Annotated in this window: 25 protein-coding genes and 1 pseudogene; 18 read left to right on the forward strand and 8 right to left on the reverse strand. The window is 54.3% G+C overall.

Translation table 11 applies throughout. The annotated features are described in order from the left end of the window. Positions 1-96: 96 nt before the first annotated feature. Entirely contained in the window at positions 97-1,200 is a 1,104-nt protein-coding gene (gene ychF, locus NMUL_RS03130) for a redox-regulated ATPase YchF (protein ID WP_011379954.1), read from the forward strand. A gap of 265 nt (positions 1,201-1,465) precedes the next feature. Here ychF and NMUL_RS03140 read toward each other — a convergent pair whose 3' ends face one another. From NMUL_RS03140 to NMUL_RS03145, 3 genes and pseudogenes are all read right to left on the reverse strand, one after another. Continuing rightward, positions 1,466-1,750 carry a hypothetical protein gene (locus tag NMUL_RS03140; RefSeq protein WP_049783053.1) on the reverse strand — a complete coding sequence of 95 codons (285 nt, stop codon included), beginning with the start codon at positions 1,748-1,750 and terminating at the stop codon, positions 1,466-1,468. Positions 1,751-1,977: 227 nt separating this feature from the next. Then, positions 1,978-2,106, reverse strand: a pseudogene (locus NMUL_RS15185) (integrase core domain-containing protein); the annotation flags it as partial. A 270-nt stretch (positions 2,107-2,376) separates the two neighbouring features. Then, positions 2,377-2,703, reverse strand: coding sequence for a carboxylesterase family protein (locus NMUL_RS03145; RefSeq protein WP_041352356.1), 327 nt, complete (start codon positions 2,701-2,703; stop codon positions 2,377-2,379). 312 nt (positions 2,704-3,015) lie between these two features. On the opposite strand from NMUL_RS03145, the gene NMUL_RS03150 reads away from it, so the two are divergent. Then, positions 3,016-3,411 (forward strand): hypothetical protein, encoded by a 396-nt coding sequence (locus NMUL_RS03150; protein WP_041352692.1) that lies wholly within the window; start codon positions 3,016-3,018, stop codon positions 3,409-3,411. Between the two features lie 723 nt (positions 3,412-4,134). Here NMUL_RS03150 and NMUL_RS15190 read toward each other — a convergent pair. Together NMUL_RS15190 and relB are read right to left on the reverse strand one after the other, a co-directional pair. Next, positions 4,135-4,892, reverse strand: a protein-coding gene (locus NMUL_RS15190; protein ID WP_148235532.1) for an IS5 family transposase whose coding sequence is annotated in 2 segments (ribosomal slippage) — positions 4,135-4,559 and positions 4,559-4,892 — 759 coding nt in all. Because the reading frame shifts where the segments join, the coding sequence is not laid out codon by codon here. A 309-nt stretch (positions 4,893-5,201) separates the two neighbouring features. Further along, positions 5,202-5,429 carry a type II toxin-antitoxin system RelB family antitoxin gene (relB, locus tag NMUL_RS03170; protein WP_011379957.1) on the reverse strand — a complete coding sequence of 76 codons (228 nt, stop codon included), beginning with the start codon at positions 5,427-5,429 and terminating at the stop codon, positions 5,202-5,204. A 69-nt stretch (positions 5,430-5,498) separates the two neighbouring features. Between relB and NMUL_RS03175 the strand changes: the two genes are divergently transcribed. The 14 genes from NMUL_RS03175 to NMUL_RS03235 all read left to right on the forward strand — a co-directional run bounded on the left by NMUL_RS03175 (position 5,499) and on the right by NMUL_RS03235 (position 16,995). Next, on the forward strand, positions 5,499-5,768 hold the full coding sequence (locus NMUL_RS03175) for a hypothetical protein (protein WP_143034482.1): 270 nt from the start codon (positions 5,499-5,501) through the stop codon (positions 5,766-5,768). Between the two features lie 156 nt (positions 5,769-5,924). After that, positions 5,925-6,050, forward strand: coding sequence for a hypothetical protein (locus NMUL_RS16455; RefSeq protein WP_258039207.1), 126 nt, complete (start codon positions 5,925-5,927; stop codon positions 6,048-6,050). 391 nt (positions 6,051-6,441) lie between these two features. Next, positions 6,442-6,735: an FmdB family zinc ribbon protein gene (locus NMUL_RS03180; RefSeq protein WP_011379959.1), complete on the forward strand. Its 294-nt coding sequence runs from the start codon at positions 6,442-6,444 to the stop codon at positions 6,733-6,735. 21 nt (positions 6,736-6,756) lie between these two features. Beyond that, entirely contained in the window at positions 6,757-7,425 is a 669-nt protein-coding gene (locus tag NMUL_RS03185; RefSeq protein WP_011379960.1) for a DUF502 domain-containing protein, read from the forward strand. A 26-nt stretch (positions 7,426-7,451) separates the two neighbouring features. Further along, positions 7,452-9,218, forward strand: coding sequence for an aspartate--tRNA ligase (aspS, locus tag NMUL_RS03190; protein WP_011379961.1), 1,767 nt, complete (start codon positions 7,452-7,454; stop codon positions 9,216-9,218). Between the two features lie 117 nt (positions 9,219-9,335). Next, on the forward strand, positions 9,336-9,806 hold the full coding sequence (gene nudB, locus NMUL_RS03195; protein WP_202944835.1) for a dihydroneopterin triphosphate diphosphatase: 471 nt from the start codon (positions 9,336-9,338) through the stop codon (positions 9,804-9,806). A 182-nt stretch (positions 9,807-9,988) separates the two neighbouring features. Further along, positions 9,989-11,089: a quinolinate synthase NadA gene (nadA, locus tag NMUL_RS03200; RefSeq protein WP_011379963.1), complete on the forward strand. Its 1,101-nt coding sequence runs from the start codon at positions 9,989-9,991 to the stop codon at positions 11,087-11,089. A 36-nt stretch (positions 11,090-11,125) separates the two neighbouring features. Beyond that, entirely contained in the window at positions 11,126-11,878 is a 753-nt protein-coding gene (locus NMUL_RS03205) for an endonuclease/exonuclease/phosphatase family protein (protein ID WP_011379964.1), read from the forward strand. Next, entirely contained in the window at positions 11,878-12,972 is a 1,095-nt protein-coding gene (locus NMUL_RS03210; RefSeq protein WP_011379965.1) for an L-threonylcarbamoyladenylate synthase, read from the forward strand. Before NMUL_RS03205 ends, NMUL_RS03210 begins: the two co-directional genes overlap by 1 nt. Before the next feature lie 11 nt (positions 12,973-12,983). After that, positions 12,984-13,763: an HAD family hydrolase gene (locus tag NMUL_RS03215; protein WP_011379966.1), complete on the forward strand. Its 780-nt coding sequence runs from the start codon at positions 12,984-12,986 to the stop codon at positions 13,761-13,763. A gap of 168 nt (positions 13,764-13,931) precedes the next feature. Continuing rightward, the gene (locus tag NMUL_RS03220) at positions 13,932-14,381 is read left to right on the forward strand and encodes a phosphate-starvation-inducible protein PsiE (protein ID WP_011379967.1); all 450 of its coding nucleotides are present in this window, start codon (positions 13,932-13,934) and stop codon (positions 14,379-14,381) included. Between the two features lies 1 nt (position 14,382). Next, a complete protein-coding gene (gene purE, locus NMUL_RS03225) occupies positions 14,383-14,886 on the forward strand; it encodes a 5-(carboxyamino)imidazole ribonucleotide mutase (protein WP_011379968.1) in 504 nt (167 codons plus the stop codon). Then, entirely contained in the window at positions 14,883-16,103 is a 1,221-nt protein-coding gene (locus tag NMUL_RS03230; RefSeq protein ID WP_011379969.1) for a 5-(carboxyamino)imidazole ribonucleotide synthase, read from the forward strand. Before purE ends, NMUL_RS03230 begins: the two co-directional genes overlap by 4 nt. Next, positions 16,072-16,995 carry a phosphoribosylaminoimidazolesuccinocarboxamide synthase gene (locus NMUL_RS03235; protein WP_049783054.1) on the forward strand — a complete coding sequence of 308 codons (924 nt, stop codon included), beginning with the start codon at positions 16,072-16,074 and terminating at the stop codon, positions 16,993-16,995. Before NMUL_RS03230 ends, NMUL_RS03235 begins: the two co-directional genes overlap by 32 nt. Here the strand turns inward: NMUL_RS03235 and NMUL_RS03240 are convergent. Next, positions 16,992-17,789: a sulfite exporter TauE/SafE family protein gene (locus NMUL_RS03240; protein ID WP_011379971.1), complete on the reverse strand. Its 798-nt coding sequence runs from the start codon at positions 17,787-17,789 to the stop codon at positions 16,992-16,994. The genes NMUL_RS03235 and NMUL_RS03240 overlap by 4 nt on opposite strands. An 82-nt stretch (positions 17,790-17,871) precedes the next feature. After that, positions 17,872-18,327: an EVE domain-containing protein gene (locus NMUL_RS03245; protein WP_041352797.1), complete on the reverse strand. Its 456-nt coding sequence runs from the start codon at positions 18,325-18,327 to the stop codon at positions 17,872-17,874. 177 nt (positions 18,328-18,504) lie between these two features. Between NMUL_RS03245 and NMUL_RS03250 the strand changes: the two genes are divergently transcribed. Beyond that, positions 18,505-20,070, forward strand: a complete 1,566-nt coding sequence (locus NMUL_RS03250) for a peroxidase family protein (protein ID WP_202944836.1) — start codon at positions 18,505-18,507, stop codon at positions 20,068-20,070. A gap of 228 nt (positions 20,071-20,298) precedes the next feature. Here NMUL_RS03250 and NMUL_RS03255 read toward each other — a convergent pair whose 3' ends face one another. Further along, positions 20,299-21,633, reverse strand: a complete 1,335-nt coding sequence (locus tag NMUL_RS03255; protein WP_011379974.1) for an alpha/beta hydrolase — start codon at positions 21,631-21,633, stop codon at positions 20,299-20,301. Between the two features lie 332 nt (positions 21,634-21,965). On the opposite strand from NMUL_RS03255, the gene NMUL_RS03260 reads away from it, so the two are divergent. After that, the gene (locus NMUL_RS03260; protein ID WP_238529861.1) at positions 21,966-23,327 is read left to right on the forward strand and encodes a CapA family protein; all 1,362 of its coding nucleotides are present in this window, start codon (positions 21,966-21,968) and stop codon (positions 23,325-23,327) included. The last annotated feature ends 97 nt before the right edge of the window (positions 23,328-23,424 follow it).

Raw genomic sequence — 23,424 nt, forward strand, 5'->3', positions numbered from 1 at the left:
AAACGGAGATTTAGCCTGCTGCGTGAAAATGACGGAACAACTTTCATACCCCTTTAACCATTACAGCCTGTCTTAAACGAGTAACCAAATCAAACCATGAGCCTGAAATGCGGTATTGTTGGCTTGCCCAACGTCGGAAAATCCACCCTCTTCAATGCCCTCACCAAGGCTGGCATCGCTGCCGAGAACTACCCCTTCTGCACCATCGAACCGAATGTGGGCATTGTCGAAGTTCCCGACTCTCGGCTGACTGAACTTGCTGCGATCGTCAAGCCGCAAAAGGTGCAGTCTGCAGTGGTTGAATTCGTCGATATTGCCGGTCTTGTCGCAGGGGCTTCGAAAGGAGAGGGATTGGGCAACAAATTTCTTGCCACCATTCGTGAGACCGACGGCATCATCAATATGGTGCGCTGCTTCAAGAATGACAACGTGGTGCACGTCTCCGGCAAAGTCGATCCCATCTCGGATATCGAAACCATCCAGACTGAACTGGCACTCGCCGATCTGGCCACCGTCGAAAAGGTGGTACAACGGGAAACCAAGCTTGCCAAGTCCGGTGACAAGGAAGCGGTCAAGTTCGTCGCGCTGCTCGAAAAGGTAAGGGAGCATCTCGACCAGGGCAAGCCGGTAAGAAGTCTCGGGTTGGCTGAAGGACTTGATAAGGAACAACAGGAACTGCTCAAGCCGCTATGCCTGCTCACTGCCAAACCTGCGATCTATGTGGCTAACGTGGACGAAAAAGGATTCACCGGTAATCCGCTGCTGGCACGGGTGGAAGAATATGCGGCAGGCGAGGGCGCGCCTGTCGTTGCCATCTGCGCCGCCCTCGAATCCGAAATTGCCGAGATGCCGGATGAGGACAAGCAGGTTTTTCTCGCCGACATGAATCTGGAAGAACCGGGGCTCAACCGCCTGGTGCGCGCCGCCTATCAACTGCTGGGGCTGCAGACCTACTTTACCGCTGGGGTGAAGGAAGTGCGCGCCTGGACCATATCAAAAGGAGATACCGCGCCCCAAGCCGCTGCTGTCATTCATACCGATTTCGAAAAGGGCTTTATCCGCGCCGAGGTCATCAGCTATGACGACTTCGTTACCTGCAAAGGTGAGCAGGGTGCCAAGGAGGCAGGCAAGATGCGGCTGGAGGGAAAGGAGTATGTCGTCAGAGATGGGGATGTGATGCATTTTCGGTTTAACGTCTAAGCCTGAGTCCTTGTCTTATAGTGACGACCATGCTTTCCAAGCATGAGGCGGACAAATCTGGACACTCCATGATGACCTTGGTTGTGACTGGCGTCACCAGAACAGGAGTTCATGAGATGCTCGCGAACTCAAGGTCCATTAGTTGCAGCAGAGGCTATTTTGATATTGGAGCCGGCGAGAAGGCCGATCCTCCTGATCTTCTGCAACTTAATTTGATTGATTAGAGATAGGGATGTGGACCGACGAGGCCCACATCCTAAATCCCTTACTGTAGTTTAGTACCCGCCTGATCCCCCTCCAGAGGCGCCGGTCCCAGCTGTTCCCCCGGCGCCCCCTGTCCCAGTTGTTCCTCCGGCCCCACCTGTCCCGGTTGTTCCTCCGGCGCCACTCGTGCCAGCTGTTCCCCCGGACCTGCCCGTCTCAGCTTTTCCGCCCGAGCCTCGTGTCCCGGACATTCCCGAGCCACCTGATCCCATTGATGAGCCCGAGCTCGCCCCGGGGTCTTGGCCAGACATTGCCCCGCCCACTCCTGTGCCACTAGTTTGGGCATAAGCCAAGCTAGCTACTCCAGATATCAGGCCGGCAAGTAGGATGGAACGGATAGTGTTTTTTAAAAGGAAGATATCTTTCATGATTGCTCCTTCATCTCAAATCAGCAAAATTGCTGGATTGAAATAATAGGCTTATGCTCAACTCGTTCCGTACGGTGACACGCATATAGCTTGTCTCAGGCAAGTTCTAGGAAAATATGGAAGCATGTGGCTAGAGTATCCGAATCCTTGCCTTAGCTAGGGCGGTAAACCAGTGATCGTTCAAGCACTCATCCCGAAACCGGCCATTGAAGCTCTCAATGTACGCGTTTTGCGTAGGCTTGCCCGCCTCAACCAATTTGAGCTGGACGCCATTCTTCTAAGCCCACTGCCTCCATCTGCCTGCTTCAGAAAGCCAATAATTTGCTCATCCGTAAATCGCTTCTTCACGGCCGTTCTCCTCTCGAGAAACGAACTTTACTAGATTCCAAATGGCACGTTTTATTGGGAGCACATCACTTCAGTTCGAAAAAGCGGGTATAAAAGGTTTTTTCTAAGTAGTATTTCTAGATAGGAAGCGGCTTTAGTAGAAGAATTACGGTTTAACGTCTGTCTTGGATTTTTCTGGATTTACGCGGACAACGGTTTATTCCGGCAGGCCCGCCGCAAATCCGCACCACCACAGGCCGGCCGGGGCGAGAGCAGGCGTCCAGATATTGAGCGTCAAGCAGTCCCCGCTCGCGCCAACCAGCTGTGCAAGGCACTCCGCTATCCCTGTTGGATACGACACCCTGAGGTGACTTCGGCCCAAATGCGAGAGCATCACGCCCGCCACCTCAAGGTTCAACAAGCTGTGGAGGGTGTGGTTCGGGCCGAAGGGCGAGGCAGCGTAAGGCACACCCTTGAAAGTAGCCGCACCATCCCTGAGATGGCTCCCCGGTTTGCCATGAAGGGTTTCAACAACCGGATGCATATCTATATCCTCGGAAAGGCATGATGTAGGGATCACGAGGCGAGAAACACCTCTACCCAAACTATATCTCGATACCGTATCAAGCGGGAAAATGCGCACCGGATGATGTAGCGATACTCATGACTGCTCTGAATCTCCGGGGGAACTGCTGTAGTTAGGACTCAAGCTTCTTAATGCATAAGTAAAATATTATGATAACAATCAAAACCTGTGACTTTTATTTATAGTAATACTGGGTACAATGTTCCTATGGATGGCCGCCTCAGGATGGAGCGGCTTTCACTTCACCCATTTCATTGGAGCCTGCCTATCATGGAAAAAGAAATAAGGAAGTTTTTAACATCCCTATCCATGCTGGGTCTGCTTGCCTCCTGCGCCGAGACCAGTACGCTCGAAGCAAGGAATGATAATGCGAGCATGGCCGGGCAAATCATCAGAACTTCCATCGACCACGACGAGCTTGCCAGGCGGTATGAAAGCCGGGCCAGGAAACTGTTGGAAATAGCAGCGGAACACGAGAAACGGCTCCAGTATCACGAGGACAAAAGCCCTTCCTACGGGAGGCACGGGCAGGATTTCCAGTCTCACGCCATTCTAGTGCAAAAATACAAACGGGCGGCAGAGAAAGCCACCCAAGCTGCCTTTCACCATAGGATGGCATCGCAACCGGCAAAACGCGATTATATTGCTTCGATAGCGTTACATTGAGCTGGATTGCCCCACGAACTCGCCAGTGAATCCTTGGTATCAATGGACAGCCAGGCGCCTGCTGCTTGAAACCTTCTCGGGCAGCTGGCTACAAGCTCGCTTTAACAAAGGAAAACCTACTAATGACACGAGCGATTGTTTCCACTGTTGTTGCATTACTCGGTACGGGTATAGTCATATTGGGGTTTGCTGCGCTCCTGCGTCACACCGTCTTTTTCTATACAGCGGACGGATATATGTCCTCCCAAACGGCAGTAAGCTTGGGACTTATGAGAGTTGAGGAAGTCCCTCTTTCTGGCGGACTGGCTTTCAGGAAGACTGAGGACGGCGGTTATGACTTTAGGGAAGAAATGGCGAGAGCTTTTATTGATCCAACAAGCCACACGAACATCGACTTGGTTGCAGGCTGTGAAAGCCTTGGGAACTGTCGGTTGCGGAAGTGGCAGGGACGGATATATGTCACCCCAAACTGCAGTAAGCTTGGGACTTATGAGGGCTGAAGAAGCTCCTCTTCTGGGGAAACGGCTTTCAGGAAGAGTGGCTCAGGACGAGGGTTATGACCCAAACTTGGGTCACCGACAGTTGCGGCGCTCAGATGGCCAGCAGCAACACGCCCAGTGCTTTCTCACGGTGGAGGAAATACCGAGAAGAACAGGCGGGCCACTCGCTGGGGTGTTAGTCAACGATGCGAGCGTAGGCATCAGAACCTAGGCTCAGGACTCATTAATTGAGATAGAAGATGACAGTTGCGGCGATACAGATGGCAGAGAAGAAGGTATGGGCACAGCGGTCGTAACGCATGGCGATCCTGCGCCAGTCCTTGAGCCGAGCGAACATGTTCTCGATCCTGTGCCTTTGCCTGTAGAGGGTCTTGTCGTATTTGATCTGGATTTTGCGATTCCTTTTTGTCGGTATGCAGGGCGTCATGCCTTTGGCACGCAACGCTGCCCGGAACCAGGCAGCGTCATAGCCGCGGTCTGCAATCAGGGTTTTGGCTTTGGGCAATGACGGCAGCAGCACACGTGCTCCCTTGTAATCGCTCATCTGCCCTTCGGACAGGAGCATGGCCACAGGCTTGCCCTGACCGTCGCAGACCACATGAAGCTTCGAGTTCAGGCCGCCCTTTGTGCGACCGATACGGCGGGGAACATCCCCTTTTTTAGCAGGCTGGCTGCCGTGCGGTGGGCCTTCAGATGCGTGGCGTCGATCATCAGCCTCTCGGGCGTTTCCTCTTTACCGGTCAGTTCCACAAAGATGCGGTTGAACACGCCCAGTCGGCTCCAGCGCACGAAACGGTTATACAGTGTCTTGTGCGGCCCGTATTCCCTGGGGGCATCCTTCCATTGCAGGCCATTCCGAATGACGTAGATGATCCCGCTGATCACCCGCAGATCATCAACACGGGGAACTCCGTGGGACAAGGGAAAATAAGGTTTTATACGGTTGAACTGTGTTTCCGACAGGTAAAACAAATCTCTCATGGCAGCACCTCCGCCATAAGTGAATCACATTTGATCCTATTCGTGAATCATGAAATTAATAGGTCCTGAACCTAGGAAGCTGCCTAGCGCGCCGCCTACAATTCCTCCGGCAATACCACCAACAATGGCACCCCAAAGGCCCCTCCTACTCCAAATCCCCTCTCAGTAGACCCCAATCCGCGCAATGAATCTGTTAACTTCTTTCCCGCACTTCCCGGTTATCCATAGGTCAACACATTCTTCAAGGTAGTTAATGACTGCGTTTGCCTCTCCGGCTTTCGCAGTCTATTTCTGGCCGTAATGATGTATTCAATCCTCCAGATCAAGGTCTTTCTTTATTTCTGCGGGGGGGTAAATTTTTTCCTTGCCTTTGCGCACGCGTTCGAGCACGTCAGCCGCGAGGAAGCAATCCTCCATCTCATCAAGCCCGCGTTCGATAATTTCCCGAAGATAGAAGGCCTTGGAACGTCCCGTCTGCGCGGCGAGGAAGTTCAACCGCTCCTCGATCTCGGGGGTAAGGCGAACTGAAGTGGGCATGGGTATTATCCCTGGATGAAATACGGGTATTCATTGTATCTGAATTTCTGGTCTGACACTTTCTTGTCCATGAGCAGCAATAACAGGCTATATACCCTAGAATTAAAAATGCCCGACAATGTCAAAGCCAAAAAGGGGGATGAAATGATATATAAAGTTCTCATCACGCCTGTTGAGCCGTCTATTGATGATCGTCCTAATTTCAGCGGCCTTCTTGCCGATTATGAAATTGAAGCCAATTCGAAGACCGAGGCTGAAGAAATGGCCTTTATCCGGTTTTGCCAGGAGAGCCCCTTTCGCTCCCACAATCGGGAAGATTATACGATCAGCGTGAACTGAGGCCGCCGGCTTGCGCTGCGTAAGGTGTCGACACGTATCGCGCCGGTGGCCTGCGAGATGAGTGACGAGCCGCATTTGATTCTTCTGATCCCTTGATATTTCGGCAAGCCCGGAATACGGCATGGAGGGGAGAGAAGGGATGACAAGAGGAAGAAGGTGGCGGCGATCGCAGAGCAGGTTCCGGCTGACAATGATGCAGAACGTAATTTATCGGTCGTAGCCGCGTGGCTACCGCTTCCTGCTGTTCTGCCGGCTCCTGCTACGCGCATCACGCGCTCTTGAAATTATCCTCTTGTAATTATCGCAACTACCCATATGTTATGTTCCTGACAGGAGGCAGGGAATCCCGGAAAGGACATCCCTCAGGTTGCCAAGGTATTGGCCGTAGTCATACGAGAGTTGGTTGCTTGTTGGTCGCCTCACGCAGGTGGGATGGGTAAGAAGTGTCGTCGGTGTAAAGGTGCCGCTCCGGATAACCGGGCGACAGGAATTTCTCCTGGTCACACACCATCGGCATAGCCGGATATGCCTCCTACGTTTGACTCGCTTGAGCTTGGAAGGTGGCAAAGAGGTTGCGAGGCGAGTGGTGGAGGGCAGGGCAATAACTTGTTCGGGGACTCCTTAAGGTATAATCCCGTTTTTTTCGTTCAGCTTTCTTTGTTGGAGGATTGTCATGCCGATCTATGAATACCGGTGTGGGTCTTGTGGTTTCGAAAAAGAATATCTGCAAAAGGTGAGCGATGCGCCGGTGGCGGCTTGTCCCGCCTGTGGCAGCGATGCGTTTAACAAACTTATTTCGGCTGCGGGTTTTCAATTGAAGGGCAGCGGCTGGTACGTCACCGATTTCAAGAACAAGAATGGCGGGCAGTCCAAGCCCAAGGCTGATGCGGATGCGTGCGTGGCGAAGAGCGAGAGCGCTCCCGCCGGGGATAGCGCATGCCCTGCTTGCACACCGATTGACGGGTGACGAATCAGCCTCACTACTGACATGAAACGTTATTTCATCACCGGGCTGCTCATATGGGTACCTCTGGGTATTACTGCCTGGGCGTTGAAATTTCTGATCAGCACCATGGACCAGTCCCTGTTGCTGCTGCCATCGAGCATGCGTCCCGAAAACCTCGTAGGCATCTATATTCCCGGCGTGGGCACGGTGCTGACGCTGCTGGTTGTTTTCCTTACCGGCATTTTCACCACCAACATCATCGGACAGCGGCTGGTGATTTTCTGGGAAGGCGTGTTATGGCGCATCCCTGTCGTGAAATCGATTTATTACGGCGTGAAGCAGGTCAGCGATACCCTGTTTTCAAGCCAGGGAGAAGCCTTTCGCAAGGCACTGCTGGTGCAGTATCCCCGTGAAGGCTCCTGGACTATCGCCTTCATGACGGGATATCCAGGTGGCGACGTTGTCAATCACCTCACGGGAGAGTATGTGAGCGTCTACGTGCCGACCACGCCCAATCCGACCTCGGGCTTCTTTCTGATGATGCCGCGCAGCGATGTAATCGAGCTCGACATGAGCGTGGATGCGGCATTGAAATATATAATCTCGATGGGTGTCGTTACACCTCCCAACGGCAAGAAACCGGTGGAGCCGCAGGCAGCGCTGCTGCATCCGCAGGACTCCGTCAGTTCTGCATCGAGCGACAAGTCCTGATTCCTTTTTTCTGATTACCGATCTCCATGCGCACCAATTACTGCGGCCTTATCGACGTCCAATATCTGGATCAGACTGTGATTCTGTACGGCTGGGTGCACCGGCGCCGTGACCATGGGGGAGTTATTTTCGTGGACCTGCGGGATCGTGAGGGCTTGGTGCAGGTGGTGTGCGACCCCGATAACCCCACTGCTTTCCAGGTCGCCGAAAAAATCCGGAACGAGTTTGTGGTCCGGATTACCGGACGTGTGCGGCATCGCCCGCCCGGAACCGTCAACCCCAATCTCATCAGCGGGGAAATAGAGGTGTTGGTGAGCTCGATCGATATCCTTAATGCTTCCCTGACGCCTCCGTTCCTGATGGACGACGAAAGCCTCAGCGAAGCCACACGGCTGGAACACCGCTATCTGGATCTGCGGCGTCCGCAGATGCAGGAAAACCTGCGGTTGCGCTACAAGGTAGCGATGGCTGTCCGGCTGTTTCTCGACCAGCATGGATTCATCGACGTGGAAACGCCGATGCTCACCAAATCGACTCCCGAAGGCGCGCGCGATTACCTAGTGCCGTCACGCGTCAACACCGGGCATTTTTTTGCGCTGCCGCAGTCGCCGCAACTGTTCAAGCAGCTGCTGATGGTTTCCGGATTCGACCGCTATTATCAGATTACCAAATGCTTTCGCGATGAGGATCTGCGGGCTGACCGCCAGCCCGAATTCACCCAGATCGATATCGAGACATCCTTTCTGAATGAATCACAAATCATGCAGATGATGGAAAGGATGATCTGCACGGTGTTCAAAAGCGTGAGGAATATCGATCTCCCCACTCCCTTTCCACGCCTGACGCATGGCGAAGCGATGTCGAAATATGGCTCGGACAAGCCTGACATGCGTGTGTCGCTGGTTCTGACGGAACTCACCGATGTGATGCAGGAGGTGGAGTTCAAGGTGTTCCGGGAAGCCGCGCTCAGAACGGGGGGACGTGTAGCGGCATTGCGCGTGCCTGGAGGTGGGGCATTGTCGCGCAAAGAGATCGATGATTACACCGGTTTTGTCGCGATATACGGGGCGAAGGGGCTCGCATACATCAAGGTCAATGCGCTGGAAAAAGGCATGGACGGCCTCCAGTCGCCCATACTGAAATTCCTCCCTGAGAATGTGATTCAGATCGTTCTCGAGCGCACGGGGGCGAAGGATGGGGATCTCATCTTCTTCGGCGCGGACAAGGCACAGGTTGTGAATGAGGCGCTCGGTGCATTGCGCGCGAAGGTGGGGCATGATCGCGGCCTGGCGGAATCGGGATGGAAGCCGTTATGGGTGGTGGATTTCCCCATGTTCGAGCGCGACGAAGAGGAAAACCGCTGGAAGGCCTTGCACCATCCCTTTACTTCGCCTGCCGAGGGTCACGAGGACCTGCTTGAAACCGATCCCGAAAAGGCCTTATCCAAGGCTTACGATATGGTGCTGAATGGCTCGGAGATTGGCGGCGGTTCCGTACGTATTCATCGCCAGGAAGTACAGTCGAAGGTATTTCGCGCCTTGAATATTGGAGCGGACGAGGCAAACGAAAAATTCGGCTTTTTGCTCGAAGCATTGCAATATGGGGCCCCTCCGCATGGCGGGATTGCGTTCGGCCTCGACCGGATCGTTGCGATGATGGCAGGCGCCGAATCCATCCGTGAGGTCATTGCTTTTCCGAAAACACAGCGTGCGCAATGTCTGCTGACGCATGCGCCGAGTACTGTCGGTGAGAAACAGTTGCGGGAACTTCACATCAAGCTTCGCCACGCGTAATCCTGGAGGATATGAAGCAAGGGCGCGGGGTGGAAGCGCAGAAGCGTGGAGATTGGGAAAATCGTTTTTCCGAAAGCGAAGATTTTCTGATTCCGTTCCTACTCCTGGTGCACAGTGGTGAGAATCTACAAGATTCCGGTTTCCATTCTGGTAATTATCCATACGCCCGACATGCAGGTCCTGCTGCTTGAACGGGCTGACCATCCCGGCTACTGGCAGTCTGTTACGGGCAGCCAGGACGAAGGCGAGACACTCGTGCAAACGGCGGTGCGGGAAGTGGCGGAGGAGACCGGGCTGGATGCCCGCCGCTACGCATTGACCGACTGGAACATTGTGAACGAATATGAGATCTATGAGGAATGGCGCTGGCGTTACGCCCCCGAAGTAACCCATAACACCGAGCATGTCTTTGGCCTGCTTGTGCCGCACCCGGTCCCGGTTTCCGTTGCGGCAAGAGAACATTTGCGTCATACCTGGCTCCCCTGGCAGGAGGCGGCGGAAAAAGTATTTTCCCCAAGCAATGCCGAAGCGATCAGGAGATTGGCAACACTTGGCGGTAAAGGTAATAACGGTAATAAAGGGCAGTAAAGAGCAGAAAAAGGCAGTAGGGGTAGGCAGTGGAAGCATTCCCGCGAAAATGAGGAACGGGGAAAGCCCGATCGAACCGATGGCGGGTATGCGGGTCCAATAGTACGTTTGGAACCTCTGCAGTTTCTTATTACCTCTGTCTTATATTACCTGCGGTTTTTAAAGGAAAAACGGAGTAGGCCATGCAAGCGGAAGCCATTGCCTTTGAACGTTTCGATAACCTGAATGACGATGACTGCGAGCAGCGCATCGTCCAGGCGAAAGCAGCGCTGGGAAGGCGCGCGGTAATACTCGCCCATCATTATCAGCGCCCGGATGTTTACAAACACGCCGATCTTACCGGGGATTCACTGCAGCTCTCGCGCCTTGCTTCAGGGACCGATGCGGATTACCTGGTGTTCTGCGGCGTGCATTTCATGGCCGAAGTGGCCGATATTCTTTCCAAGCCCGAGCAGATCACCATTCTGCCCGATCTTTCCGCGGGTTGCTCCATGGCGGATATGGCGAGTCTTCTCAAGGTGCAGCGCGCGTGGCATGAGCTCTCGGAAGTGCTCGATCCCGATGAAGTGGTCACGCCGGTAACTTACATCAACTCTGCCGCTGATCTCAAAGCTTTCTGCGGTGAACACGGCGGCATTGTCTGCACATCCAGCAATGCCATGAAAATTTTGCAGTGGTCCTTTTCCCGCAGGGAAAAAGTACTGTTTTTTCCGGATCAGCACTTGGGGCGCTGGAGCGGGCACAAGCTGGATATTCCACTCGAACAGATGGCGGTGTGGGATTTCGATGAACCCATGGGTGGGCTTTCGCCCGAGCAGATCAGGAATGCGAAAATCCTCTTGTGGAAGGGGCATTGCTCCGTACACCAGATGTTCCAGCCCCAGCACATACTTCGTTTTCGCAACCAGCACCCCGAGGGGAAAGTGATTTCGCATCCCGAGTGCAGTTTCGAGGTATGTAAAAACTCGGATTACGTTGGCTCCACCGACTATATCATCAGGACCATCCGGGAAGCGGAGCCTGGAACACGCTGGCTGGTGGGAACGGAGCTGAACCTGGTCAATCGTATTGCCGAGGAATTCAAGGCCCAGGGAAAAATCGTCCAGTTCATGGCATCGACGATCTGCATGTGTTCCACCATGGCGCGCATCGATCCGCAGCACCTGGCCTGGGCGCTGGAAAACCTGGTTGCGGGGAAGGTGGTAAATCAGATCAAAGTGCCGGCAGCCGATGCAGTTCTGGCGAAACGTGCCCTGGAGCGCATGCTTGAGGTTTCGCGATAATGAAAAAATACAATTGCGCCCCGTCCCGTTCGTCATATGCTCAATAAGCTGCATATCGCTACCTATAACATTCACAAAGGGTTTTCTCATTTCAATCGGCGTGTCATGGTGCATCAGCTGCGCGACAGCTTGCGCGCGCTCAACGCCGATATCATTTTTCTGCAGGAAGTGGTCGGCGAGCACAAGGGGCACGGAGCGCGTTTCGAGAATTGGCCGGAGAGTCCCCAGTACGAATTCCTGGCTGATTCGATCTGGACGGATTTTGCCTACGGAAAAAACGCGGTTTACGATGAGGGTCACCACGGCAACGCAATCCTGAGCCGCTATCCCATTCTGCGATGGGACAACGTGGATGTTTCGGCGCATCGCTTCGAAAGCCGCGGCTTGCTTCACTGTGAAATAGGCATCCCGCAATGGCGGGAAAATCTTCACTGCATCTGCGTGCACCTGGGCCTGTTCAAAAGAGGCCGTTCCCGCCAGTTACAGTTACTGGAAAAGCATATCGAGGAACTCGTACCCCAAGACGCGCCGCTGGTTATCGCCGGGGATTTCAACGATTGGCGCGAAGTGGCCAGTCGTATCCTGGTCCAGCGGCTTGCCCTGGCGGAAGTCTTCGAATTGACCGAAGGAAGGCCGGCGCGCACCTATCCCTCCACGTTGCCGTTGTTCCGGCTCGACCGCATTTATGTGCGGGGTTTTCATATCGAGAAGGCGCAAGTGCACCAGGGGCACCCCTGGTCCAAGATCTCCGATCACGCAGTCCTCTCGGCGCAGATGATCCTCAGATAATGCCTCCTGCATTGCACAGCGAGATCGACGCGGCCGCTGCCCTCCTGAAAAAAGGAGGCGTTGTCGCTTTCCCGACAGAAACCGTTTATGGCCTCGGGGCTGAGGTTTCCAGCCCTTCTGCAGTCGCGCGCATATTTGAAATCAAGAAGCGTCCCCTGGATCATCCTCTCATTGTCCATTTTGCCGATGCCTCCCGGTTATCGCATTGGGCGCGGGAGGTGCCGCAGCAGGCATGGCGGCTGGCTGAGTGCTTCTGGCCGGGCCCTTTGACCCTGATACTGCCACGTAGTCGTCATGTGCCGGAAAAGGTGACCGGCGGTCAGGATACAGTGGGATTGCGCGTTCCTGATCATCCCGTAGCGCTTGCCTTGCTGAGGGAACTGGGGCCGGACAGAGCGCTTGCCGCCCCGTCGGCCAATCGTTTCGGTCATGTCAGCCCGACAACGGCAGCACATGTGCGTGAGGAGTTTGGCGACGAGCTGGACATGGTTCTGGATGGCGGGCCGTGCCAGGTGGGTCTGGAAAGCACCATTGTGGGTTTTGAAGGCCAAACTGCGGTTATATTGCGGCCAGGTGGCATCCAGTTGGCAGCGCTGGCGGAAGTGTTGGATGGAAATGTGATGCTTTCCCAAGAGGCAGAACGTTCTGTACGCGTGCCGGGCGCCCTCCCTTCGCATTATGCCCCCTCAACGCCGCTCGAGCTCCTGCCGGCGGATCCCTTATGGGCGCGCGCTTTGGAGCTGGAAGCAAAAGGTATGCGGGTAGCAGTCATGGGTTGGCGGCGGCGAGAGCATTCTCTACCCAGGCATCATCCGGAAAATGAACCGGTCGTATTTTCCGCGATGCCTGAAGAACCCGAGGAATATGCGCGTCAGTTGTATGCTACCTTGCGCCGGTTCGATCGGGGACATTTCGATCGGTTGTTGGTGGAGAAGCCGCCTGAGACGGCCGCCTGGGTGGCAATCGCGGACCGCCTGCGGCGGGCGAGCAGCAGGACACACCCCGGCGCGAATGCAGTGCTAAGGGGCGAGCAAAGCAGTTCGTCCCTGACGCGGGAGGATGAGAATGAAACAATTTATGGGCAAACTGGATAAATAACGATTTTATGGATAGCAAAGTTCGCGCAGTACTGTTTGATGTGGATGGTACGCTGGCTGACACGGAGCGTGATGGTCATCGCCCCGCTTTTAATGCCGCATTTCAGGAACTCGGCCTCGATTGGGAGTGGGATGTCGATCTTTACGGCAGGTTGCTGGAAATCACAGGGGGCAAAGAGCGCATCCTTCATTTCATGGAACATCATGTTCCCGAGGAATTGAACAGAAGCGAACTGGGCGAATGGATCGCGCGCCTGCATAAGATAAAAACCAGGCATTATGTCGGCATGCTGGAAAGTGGCGGTATTCCGCTAAGACCGGGCGTAGCTCGCCTGATCCGGCATCTGCGTGACAGAAACATAAAAATCGCGATTGCAACCACCACCACCCCGGAGAACGTGACCGCGCTTTTGAAATCCACCCTGGGGGAAGATTCTCCCGGCTGGTTCGACGTTATCGGGGCAGGAGACATCGTTCCCGGAAAAAAACCGGCACCCGACATCTATCACTGGGTCCTGGATCAACTGAAATTGCCGGCAAAACAGTGCATTGCCGTTGAAGACTCGGAAAACGGGCTCAGAGCATCGCTTGCCGCGGGGCTGGACACAGTGGTTACGGTAAATGGATATACCCGGTTTCAGGATTTCACGGGGGCGAAGCTTGTCTTGTCCGACCTGGGGGAGCCGACGAAGCCCTTCAGCGTGCTGGAAGGAGAGGCAGGAGTGGCAAACGGCATAAACGGCAGCGGCTGGGTGGATATGGACCTGATGCTGAAGCTTAAGGGGTGAAGGCCGTGAGGAAGCGGTCTAAAAGAATTACGGCCAATTCTGCGGACGCTCATCCCCGGTTTGCATCATCCCAAATTGGAATTGTCACCTGGAACAGGTAGTATAGTAAGTAACTAGTGACTTACCCAGGTTACCCAGGCATCCAGGCCATCCTGACAAGAAGAACAAATGCTGCAAGCCCGCACAATCAACTATTCACGGCGCCTGCTTCAATTTTTTGAAGGTGTGGGTCTCGTCGTGATTGCACTCGCCACCATATTTGCGGGGTATCAGGAAACCATGCTGATGATTCACAACGGCAGAGTGAACCTTGCAGACCTGCTGCTCATGTTTCTCTACCTCGAAATCCTGACGATGGTCGGGCTTTATTTTGAATCGGGCAAGCTGCCGGTAAGGTTTCCCCTCTATATCGCCCTGGTGGCATTGGCGCGTTATATAACCGTGGACGTCAAGGAGATGGACAACATCCGCCTGCTGGGCGTTTCTGCCGCTATCGTGCTGATTGCGCTCGGGGTGCTCGTCATCCGTTACGGGCACGTGCGCTATCCTTACGTGGAAGATCTGGAGGAACTGACAGAGGCGGCTTCCAAGGAAAGAGAACAAAAAATTCGCGATTGATATGGAAGGCCAAATCAACAAGCCCCAAGTGGGTGTCATCATGGGCAGCAGCAGCGATTGGGAGGTCATGAAGCATGCTGTGGAAGTATTGAAGAAATTCCATGTGCCTTACGAAGCGGAGGTGGTTTCCGCTCATCGAACCCCTGATCGCATGTTCGAATATGCGGAAACTGCCGGCGGGCGGGGGCTGAAATGCATCATTGCCGGTGCAGGCGGGGCAGCGCATCTTCCGGGAATGGTCGCCGCGAAAACGCTCCTGCCCGTGCTGGGCGTGCCGGTTACTTCCCGGCAGCTTCAAGGGCTGGATTCGCTTTTGTCCATAGTACAAATGCCGAGGGGGATACCGGTTGCCACCTTCGCCATAGGCGAGGCGGGCGCGGCTAACGCGGGGTTGTTTGCCGTTGCGCTGCTGGCGATGGAAGATGCGGGCCTGGCCAGGCAGCTTGCCGAGTTTCGGGAAACCCAGATGGCGACGGTGGCTTCCATGACTTTACCCCTCTCATGAGTACGCGGCCTGGGGCGATGCTGGGGTTGCTGGGCGGCGGCCAGCTCGGCAGGATGTTCACCATGGCGGCCCAAAGCCTGGGTTACAGCGTGACCGTTCTTGATCCCGAGGAGCGGAGCCCGGCGGGTAGCATCGCTGAGCGGCACCTGCGCGCCGATTACCTCGATCGCGAGGCATTGAATGAGCTCGCATCCACCTGCGCAGGCGTCACCACCGAATTCGAAAACGTACCTGCCGAGGCACTCAGAGTACTGGCTGAACGCTGCATCGTCAGTCCCGCTGCCGAGAGTGTCGCCATCGCGCAAGATCGCATTCTGGAGAAGAATTTTCTCGCTGCCAACGGCTTTGGGGTCGCGCCTTATACAGTGATACAGAACGCGCGCACTTCGCAGGATGCGACCAATCCGGATGGGGCATTACCCCAGAGGCAACCGCAATTTTTTCCTGACCTCTTCCCCGGAATTCTCAAGGTAAGCCGGTTTGGATATGACGGCAAAGGCCAGGTGCGTGTAAGTAATGCATCAGAGCTTGACAGCGCATTTGCAGGTTTGAACCGGGAATCCTGCGTCCTGGAAAAACTGCTGCCCCTGGAGCGCGAGGTATCCGTCATCGTATCCAGGGGATTTGATGGCGAAGTGGTTACTTTTCCCGTATCCGAGAATCAGCACTGTAACGGTATCCTCGACATCAGCATCGTTCCCGCCAGAGTATCGCCTGAAATTGCCCGAAACGCCTGCGATATTGCGATTCGCATTGCCGAGAAGCTGGATTATCGCGGCGTATTATGCGTCGAGTTTTTTGTGCTCGCGGAGGGACGCCTGCTGGTGAACGAGATCGCTCCTCGTCCTCATAATAGCGGGCATTACTCGATCAATGCCTGCGTTACCTCTCAATTCGAGCAGCAGGTGCGCATACTTTGCAGAATGCCCCTCGGCAGTACTTCCATGCATGGAGCGGCGGTAATGGTGAATCTGCTGGGCGATCTCTGGCAGAAGGGAGAGCCGGAGTGGGAACAGGTGCTGCGGCATTCCGACGTCAAATTGCATTTATACGGCAAGCGCGATGCCAGACCCGGACGGAAAATGGGGCACTACACGGTATTGGCAGAAACGACCGACGCCGCGTTGCGGCTGGCGCTGGAAATCAAGCAATCGCTGCAACCCTCTCATAGTACTCTTGAAACACATGAGTCTCCCCGGAACGAAAGTCGAAACTGACCAGCCCGCGCTGTTTGAAACGAGCATACAGAGTCTGCCGCTTCTGCATCGCGGAAAGGTACGGGATATCTACGGTGTGGATGAAGACAAGCTTTTGATCGTCCAGACAGACCGGCTTTCCGCATTCGACGTGATCCTGCCTACTCCCGTACCCGGCAAGGGTAGGCTGCTGACTGCCTTGTCCAGTTTCTGGTTTGAAAAACTTGAGCATATCGTTCCCAACCATCTTACCCACATCGCCCCCGAATCCGTGGTAACGGAAGACGAACGCGGGCAGGTGACCGAGCGGGCATTTGTAGTAAAGCGGCTCAGGCCCCTTCCGATCGAGGCGATCGTGCGCGGTTATGTCGTGGGCTCCGGCTGGAAGGATTACAAAAAAACCGGCATGATTTGCGGTATCCCACTCCCTGCCGGATTGGAGGAAGCCGGCAGGATCCCGGGTGGAGCCCTCTTTACCCCCTCGACCAAAGCTGCCCAGGGCGCGCATGATGAAAATATCCCGTTTGCGGAGGCGGAAAAGCTGTTGAATGAAGGGGGCGAGGGGCTGGCTGCGCAGGTGCGGGATATAGCACTGGCTTTGTATACCCAGGCGGCGGATTATGCGATCACAAAAGGCATTATTATCGCCGATACCAAGTTCGAATTCGGCCAAGATCAGGCCGGCAGGCTCTACCTCATCGATGAAGCGCTTACGCCGGATTCATCGCGCTTCTGGCCTGCTGACCAGTACGCGCCGGGAAAAAACCCGCCGAGCTATGACAAACAATTCGTGCGTGACTGGCTCGAGACGCAGAACTGGAACAAGAAAGCACCCGCTCCCGCCTTGCCGCCCGAGGTGCTCGCCAAGACAGCGGAAAAATACCGGGAAGCCCTGCACCGCCTGGTAGACTAGAAAAGTCGTAGCAACATCCTCGTCCCCAGCAGATAAAGCAGCACTACAAAAATTTTCCTGAGCGTGGCCGTTTGCATGACGTGCGTCGTTTTTGCACCAAGGGGTGCGGTCAGCGTGCTGCCCAGGACGATCCAACCCAGTGCCGGCAGGTAAACATATCCCAGGCTGTATTCCGGCAGTGGTTGGGGCTGCGCCATGCCATTGATCATATAGCCGATACCTCCAGCCACAGCGATGGGGAAACCTACCGCGGCAGCGGTACCGATGGCATGTTGCAGCTTCACGTTGCACAGCGAGAGAAACGGGATCGTCAGCAGGCCTCCTCCGATTGCAACAAAGCTGGAAATCGCGCCGATGACGCTCCCCGCGGCAAGCATGCCGAGCCTTCCCGGAAGCGTGCGACTCGGTTTGGGACGGATATTGAGCAACATCTGCGTCGCCGCGTAATAAATGAAGACGACAAAAACGATGCTGAGAAAGCGGCTGGATAGCATGCTCACTACCGTTGCGCCTCCAAGCGTCCCCAGGATGATTCCCGGCGTAATGAATTTCACGACTTGCCAGTTCACTGCACCGTGAACATGATGAGTGCGCAGACTGGCGGCGGAGGAGAAAATGATGGCTGCCATGGTGGTGCCAAGGGCGAGGTGAAGGATACGGTCGGGAGGGAAGTCTTGGGCAGTAAAAATAAAGGTAAGCACGGGGACGATGACCAGCCCGCCCCCTATGCCCAGCAGGCCGGCAAAGAAGCCAACCACGGTGCCCAATATCAGGTATGCCGGCCACCACTCCACGTTAGGCCATACCGCCGCAGATACCGGGATTCGAAGCTGTACAACGATTACCCAACCTGGAAATCTTCCCCTGAGTCTGCCATTACAGAATTCCCATGATGAAATCCCACTCTGCCGGATCGATCGGCGTAATAGACAGCCGGTTGCCTTTTTGCAGAATACGCATGTTCGCAAGCTCGGGGTAACCGCGTAACTCCTTGATGCCGACCAAGCGGGTTTTCTTGATCAGGCGCACATCTACATTGAACCAGCGCGGATTTTCCGGAGTGGCTTTCGGATCGAAATATTTGTTTTCCGGCTCAAACTGGGTGGCATCCGGGTAGGCCAGCTTGCTCACTTCCGCAATCCCGGCTATTCCCGGCTCCTCACAGGTAGAATGATAGAAAAAAACCCTATCGCCGACGCGCATCTGGTCACGCATGAAATTTCGCGCCTGATAATTGCGCACCCCATACCACGCCACTGTTTGATCGGGCATCGAGGCGAGGTCGTCAATACTTACGTCGGAAGGTTCCGATTTCATCAGCCAGTAACGCATTTCCATCATTAACTATACTTAGGTCAGAATTCAGTACTTGTGAAACTGAATGAACTATGAGCTCTATGAGCTTTGTATCAGCAAGATTCCCCAGGCAAAATTTCCCTGGATGGAAGGCTCTCACATAAACAATCAATAGTACAGCAAGACGGAGGATCAATGATAAACAATAAGTTAATGACTCGTCTTCTGAAGTTCCTGTGGCGGATAGGCGAAAGCTGGCCGTGGTTGGGCAGGAAATTAAACGAATTTGCAATCAATCGGGTAGTAAATGTGTGCCGCCACCGGCCGCATCCGTGGAGCACCGTTCACCCCTATACCTCTTGGACCTCACTTACAGATCAGCACTGGAGCGCACGCCATTTGCCGCCGAAGAAGCAGCCGGCACAGCTTCCGTCTTCCAGCGAACTACTCGGGCTTTTCAGGCAGCAGGACGGAAAGCAGCGATTATCCGACAAATCGACCCTGCTTTTTCCCGCGGTTGCCCAATATCTGACCGACGGTTTTATCCGCACGCGCATGCCGCAGGCAGGAGAACCCGAGACAGTTCGACTGCAAAATACATCCAATCATCAGATAGACATGTGTCCGCTTTACGGAAGGCTGCCGGAGCAGACCGCCGCCCTTCGTCTCAAAAGCGAAACCAAGGGAGAACGGGGGCGATTGAAGTCGCAGTTTATCGCCAGGGAGGAATTCTCGCCTTTCCTTTTCGATAACGGGAAACCGAAGCAGGAATTTGCCGTTCTCGACGAGCCCCTTGGATTGGAGAGGGCGTTGGATAGAGTGCCCGAGCGCCGGGAAGAGTTGCAGGCTCATATTTTTGCCTTTGGAGGGGACCGAACAAATGCCGTTCCTCAGGTGGCGATGCTGAATACCTTGTTTCTGCGGGAGCATAACCGGCTTGCAGGCGAAATAGAACGGATGCATCCCCAGTGGGATGACGAGCGCGTCTTCCAGACCGCCAGGAATAACGTCATCGTGATATTCATCAAGATTATCGTGGAGGAGTACATCAGCCATATCTCTCCATTGGTGCCCTATCGGGCTGACCCTTCAGTGGCCTGGAATGCCCCGTGGAACAAACCGAACTGGATCACGACCGAATTCAGTTTGCTGTATCGCTGGCATTCACTCGTTCCGGATGCCATCACCTGGAACGGACACTTGTATCTCCTGGGAGAAACCTCCATGAATAACAAGCTGCTGCTGGACGGAGGGTTGCGACGCGCCTTTGCCGACATGAGCAGCCAGCGTGCCGGTCGTCTCGGCCCCTTCAACACGGCGGAGTTCCTATGGGAAATCGAAACACGGGCAATAGAGCAGGGCCGTCTGGCAGAACTGGCACCCTATACGGATTACCGTCATTATGTTTCCCTGGAGCGTCCCCAGGATTTTGCAGATATCTCCACGGACCCGCGAGTGGTCGATTTTCTGAGAAAGACGTACCGGCGCGTGGAGGACATCGATTTTTACGTCGGTCTGTTTGCCGAGGATCTGGTGGAAGATTCCCCCCTGCCGTCACTCATGCTCAGGATGGTGGCAGTGGATGCTTTTTCCCAGGCTTTGACCAATCCCTTGCTGTCACAGTACGTTTATAACGAAGAAACCTTTTCTGTTCCGGGCTGGGCGGCAATCCAGAGCACGGGAACACTTTGGGATGTTCTGGACAGGAACGCACCTTCCGATCAGCGTGGGGATTTATACATCGGCTTGACCTTGCCTGATTGGATGCCTTCTTCCTGATTCAAAACGTGAAAATGAGGTTGCCCGATGGGGTTACCTATCGGTCGCTCATTACCCGCTATAAGTTAAGGGCAGATCCATGAATATCGCTTGCCGGTGTTGCAGTGGTGTTCTTTATTATCTCCGGGAAGTCTCTTGGCGACGTCCAGCGATAGGTTCAGGAATAGACATAAACACCAAAACAGGTTCCCCCTCAAACGACATGCGAGCTCACGTACCATACTTTATTCAGGGGCTCGTGGTCGAGATGAGAATGAGTTGCTTGATAAATTCGATAATGCGGCCGTCATCGATATGAGTATGATCCGTAATCAGGTTTTTATCGACTCTCGTAACGAGGTAGGGATTGCGTGGGGCGGATATATTGCTCCTTTCCAGTGTAAGGTTCGCAATAGGGATCTTGCTGCCAGGTTTGTCGTCTTCCCATGCGGACTTTGCAGCCAGGCCGGAACTGACACTCTCACTACTGCTCGATTGACCCGCAACTCCCTTTGGCAGAGCATGGGACGGATAGAGTCTGTGAGTCTCATACGGCTGGAAGAGGCCAACAGCGGTTACGTTTGCCTCGCCCTCGTCGATGATTTCTTCCTGTCCGGTTACGGCATTCGTTCGCCTGATGTCGCGATCTTTCTCAAAAAAGGTAGATAGATGGCGGCCAATGGGAAACGAGTTGCGAAGGGCCTTATCGGCCTCCGATGTTAGTATGGCCATGACAGGCAATTGGGACTTGAAGTAAGTGCCACGCTCCGTGGACATATCACTGAGCGATGAAAATTGTAAGGCTTCGAAGGCGGGGTTTATGAGTACAACCAGATTCCCAAACCCTTCCACGTCGCTCTGCACGCCCACCGGCCCCATTGTGCGAACGAACCGATTTTCGAGTATTTGAACCAATGAGGCATGTACGATAGCTCCCCCGAAGCTGTGTCCGACAATTACCAGACGAGTATTGCTGTTACCCTCCGAAACATTTTCCTTAACGCGCTTGAGTAGTTCGAGGCGGTTCAATACCTCAGTAACGCCGCCCCGGCTGACTTTCTGAGCGGTATTTTTCCGGTCCCAGAAGGTCAGGTCCTCAACCACGGGCATGGTAATGGACTCACCACGCCAGCCTAGATAAATACCGGCTACCTGTCGTGCCGGGCGCCCCGTTTTTTTGCTGATAAGAAGTTCGTTCTCACTCAACCCGGCAAGAACGTTACGAAAAGTCTGGATATTTTTGTCGGTATGCTTCGCATTATGCTTCCAGCCATGAACGAATACCGTTATTAACAAATCTTTGCTGGCGGCTTCAGCCGAAAGCTTATCGATAACGGACCACATTTGCCTGCGATCCCAAAGCTGGCCCTGGTCATCGAATTCAATAAAATTCAAGAGATAGCGCGCTCCATCTGCTGCGGGAAATTCCAGGATGGCGTGGTTTTCGCACTCCCGAGATAATTCCGAGGTCGGGTTAACGCATAAATCATACTCCGTCCGATACTGTACAAACGGGGCACACCCGCCAAGTACCATCAGGAGAATGAGAACAGTGACATGCAATTCGACGGAGTGGAATTTCATGGTATCTATTTAATCCGAAGAGATGTTCTTGCAACCTGTACCAGGGAATGACCGCATGTTCCTGAAATGCGTTTCGTATCGGGTGGAAATCCGCATATTCTCTGCCAGGACGGAAGGCGCATTCATAATGAAGGTTAGTAGTGTTAGTAGTATATGTCTATGCTGATTTGGCAAGTGTATTTTCGGATTTATTACCGCAGATCAGGCGTGCGTGTGAACACGCTCGCTACTCAGCGCGCACTAGGGACACCGAGGGGAACCGAGTAACTGGAGTAAGTGACCGAGCTCATGCTACCGGTTTGTTGAACTTCTGATGGCAAGGTGGGCGGAAAATGGCATTAGCAAACGTATTCCGGCCCCACCCGTGGCAGAGCTTGCAGTCCAAACGGGGTGCTGTCGTGAAGCATACTGAAAACGCTGGACATCAACTGGAACGACGTCAATTTATCGTCTCTACACTTTCGGCGGGATTCGCCATGACGGTAGGTCCGCTCTACGCCCAAGCCGTGCGGGACGGTGTCCAGATTTCTGTAAAGAATGGGGATCAGACCGCTCCTGGTCCTCGATCGCCGGGCGGACATACTTCGATCAAGTTATTTCTCTGTGGCGATGTCATGACGGGCAGAGGCATAGACCAGGTCTTGCCTCACCCCGGCAATCCCATTCTTTTTGAGGGGTACATGAAAAGCGCAACAGGCTATGTTGAGCTTGCCGAAGAGGCAAACGGGCCGATTCCGCACCCAGTCCCTTTTTCCTATATCTGGGGAGATGCGCTTGCCGAACTGGAGCGTAGAAAGCCCGATGTTCGCGTCATTAACCTCGAAACCGCGCTTACCCGTAGTGACGAAGTGCAGGACAAGGCAGTGAACTACCGCATGAATCCGGATAATATCCCCTGTATCACTGCCGCGAAGATCGATTGCTGCGTGCTGGCGAACAACCATGTTCTGGACTGGGGGTATGAAGGTCTCGCCGAGACGTTGAAAACGCTCAAACGAGCCGACATAAAAATAGCTGGCGCCGGCTTAAACGTTCAAGAGGCGCGGCAACCCGCGGAGATGACAGTTCCCGGAAAGGGACGTGTACTGGTTTTCTCGCTCGGATCGGAAACAAGCGGCATACCCTGGAACTGGGCGGCTCGAACAGACCGGGCAGGCGTGAATCTGTTGCCGGATTTTTCAGCAAAAACGGTTCGGGAAATTCGCGACAGAATAAAGCAGGTCCGCCTGCCCGGTGACATTGTGGTTGCTTCAATCCATTGGGGTAATAACTGGGGTTATGCAATTCCAGTCGAGCAACAGGATTTTGCACACGGCCTGATCGATGAAGCGGGTGTTGACGTCATCCACGGCCATTCATCGCATCATGTGAAGGGCATCGAGGTTTACAGGGGAAAGCTCATTCTTTATGGATGCGGCGACTTCCTGAATGATTATGAAGGCATCTCAGGGCACGAGACTTATCGGGGTGACCTGACGTTGATGTATTTCGTGAGCGCGGAGCCGCAGACCGGCAAACTCGTCAGCCTGTCGATGGTGCTCATGCAGGTCAGGCATTTCAAATTGAATCGGGCATCTGATGTCGATGCTTCCTGGCTGAAGAATATCCTGAACAGGGAGGGGAAGAAGCTGGGGACGTCGGTGGAACTGACGGCGGATAATACCTTGATGCTCCGATGGATGCTCCAAGGATAGCACAAGTCAAAGATGATCTATGAAGGCAGCTCGCTGCTGTGGGGAACTGACTGTCATTGGGACTCGTACCACCCCTGATAATGAAAGAAACTATGGG

Source organism: Nitrosospira multiformis ATCC 25196, from assembly GCF_000196355.1.
In the GTDB taxonomy this organism is placed as follows: domain Bacteria; phylum Pseudomonadota; class Gammaproteobacteria; order Burkholderiales; family Nitrosomonadaceae; genus Nitrosospira; species Nitrosospira multiformis.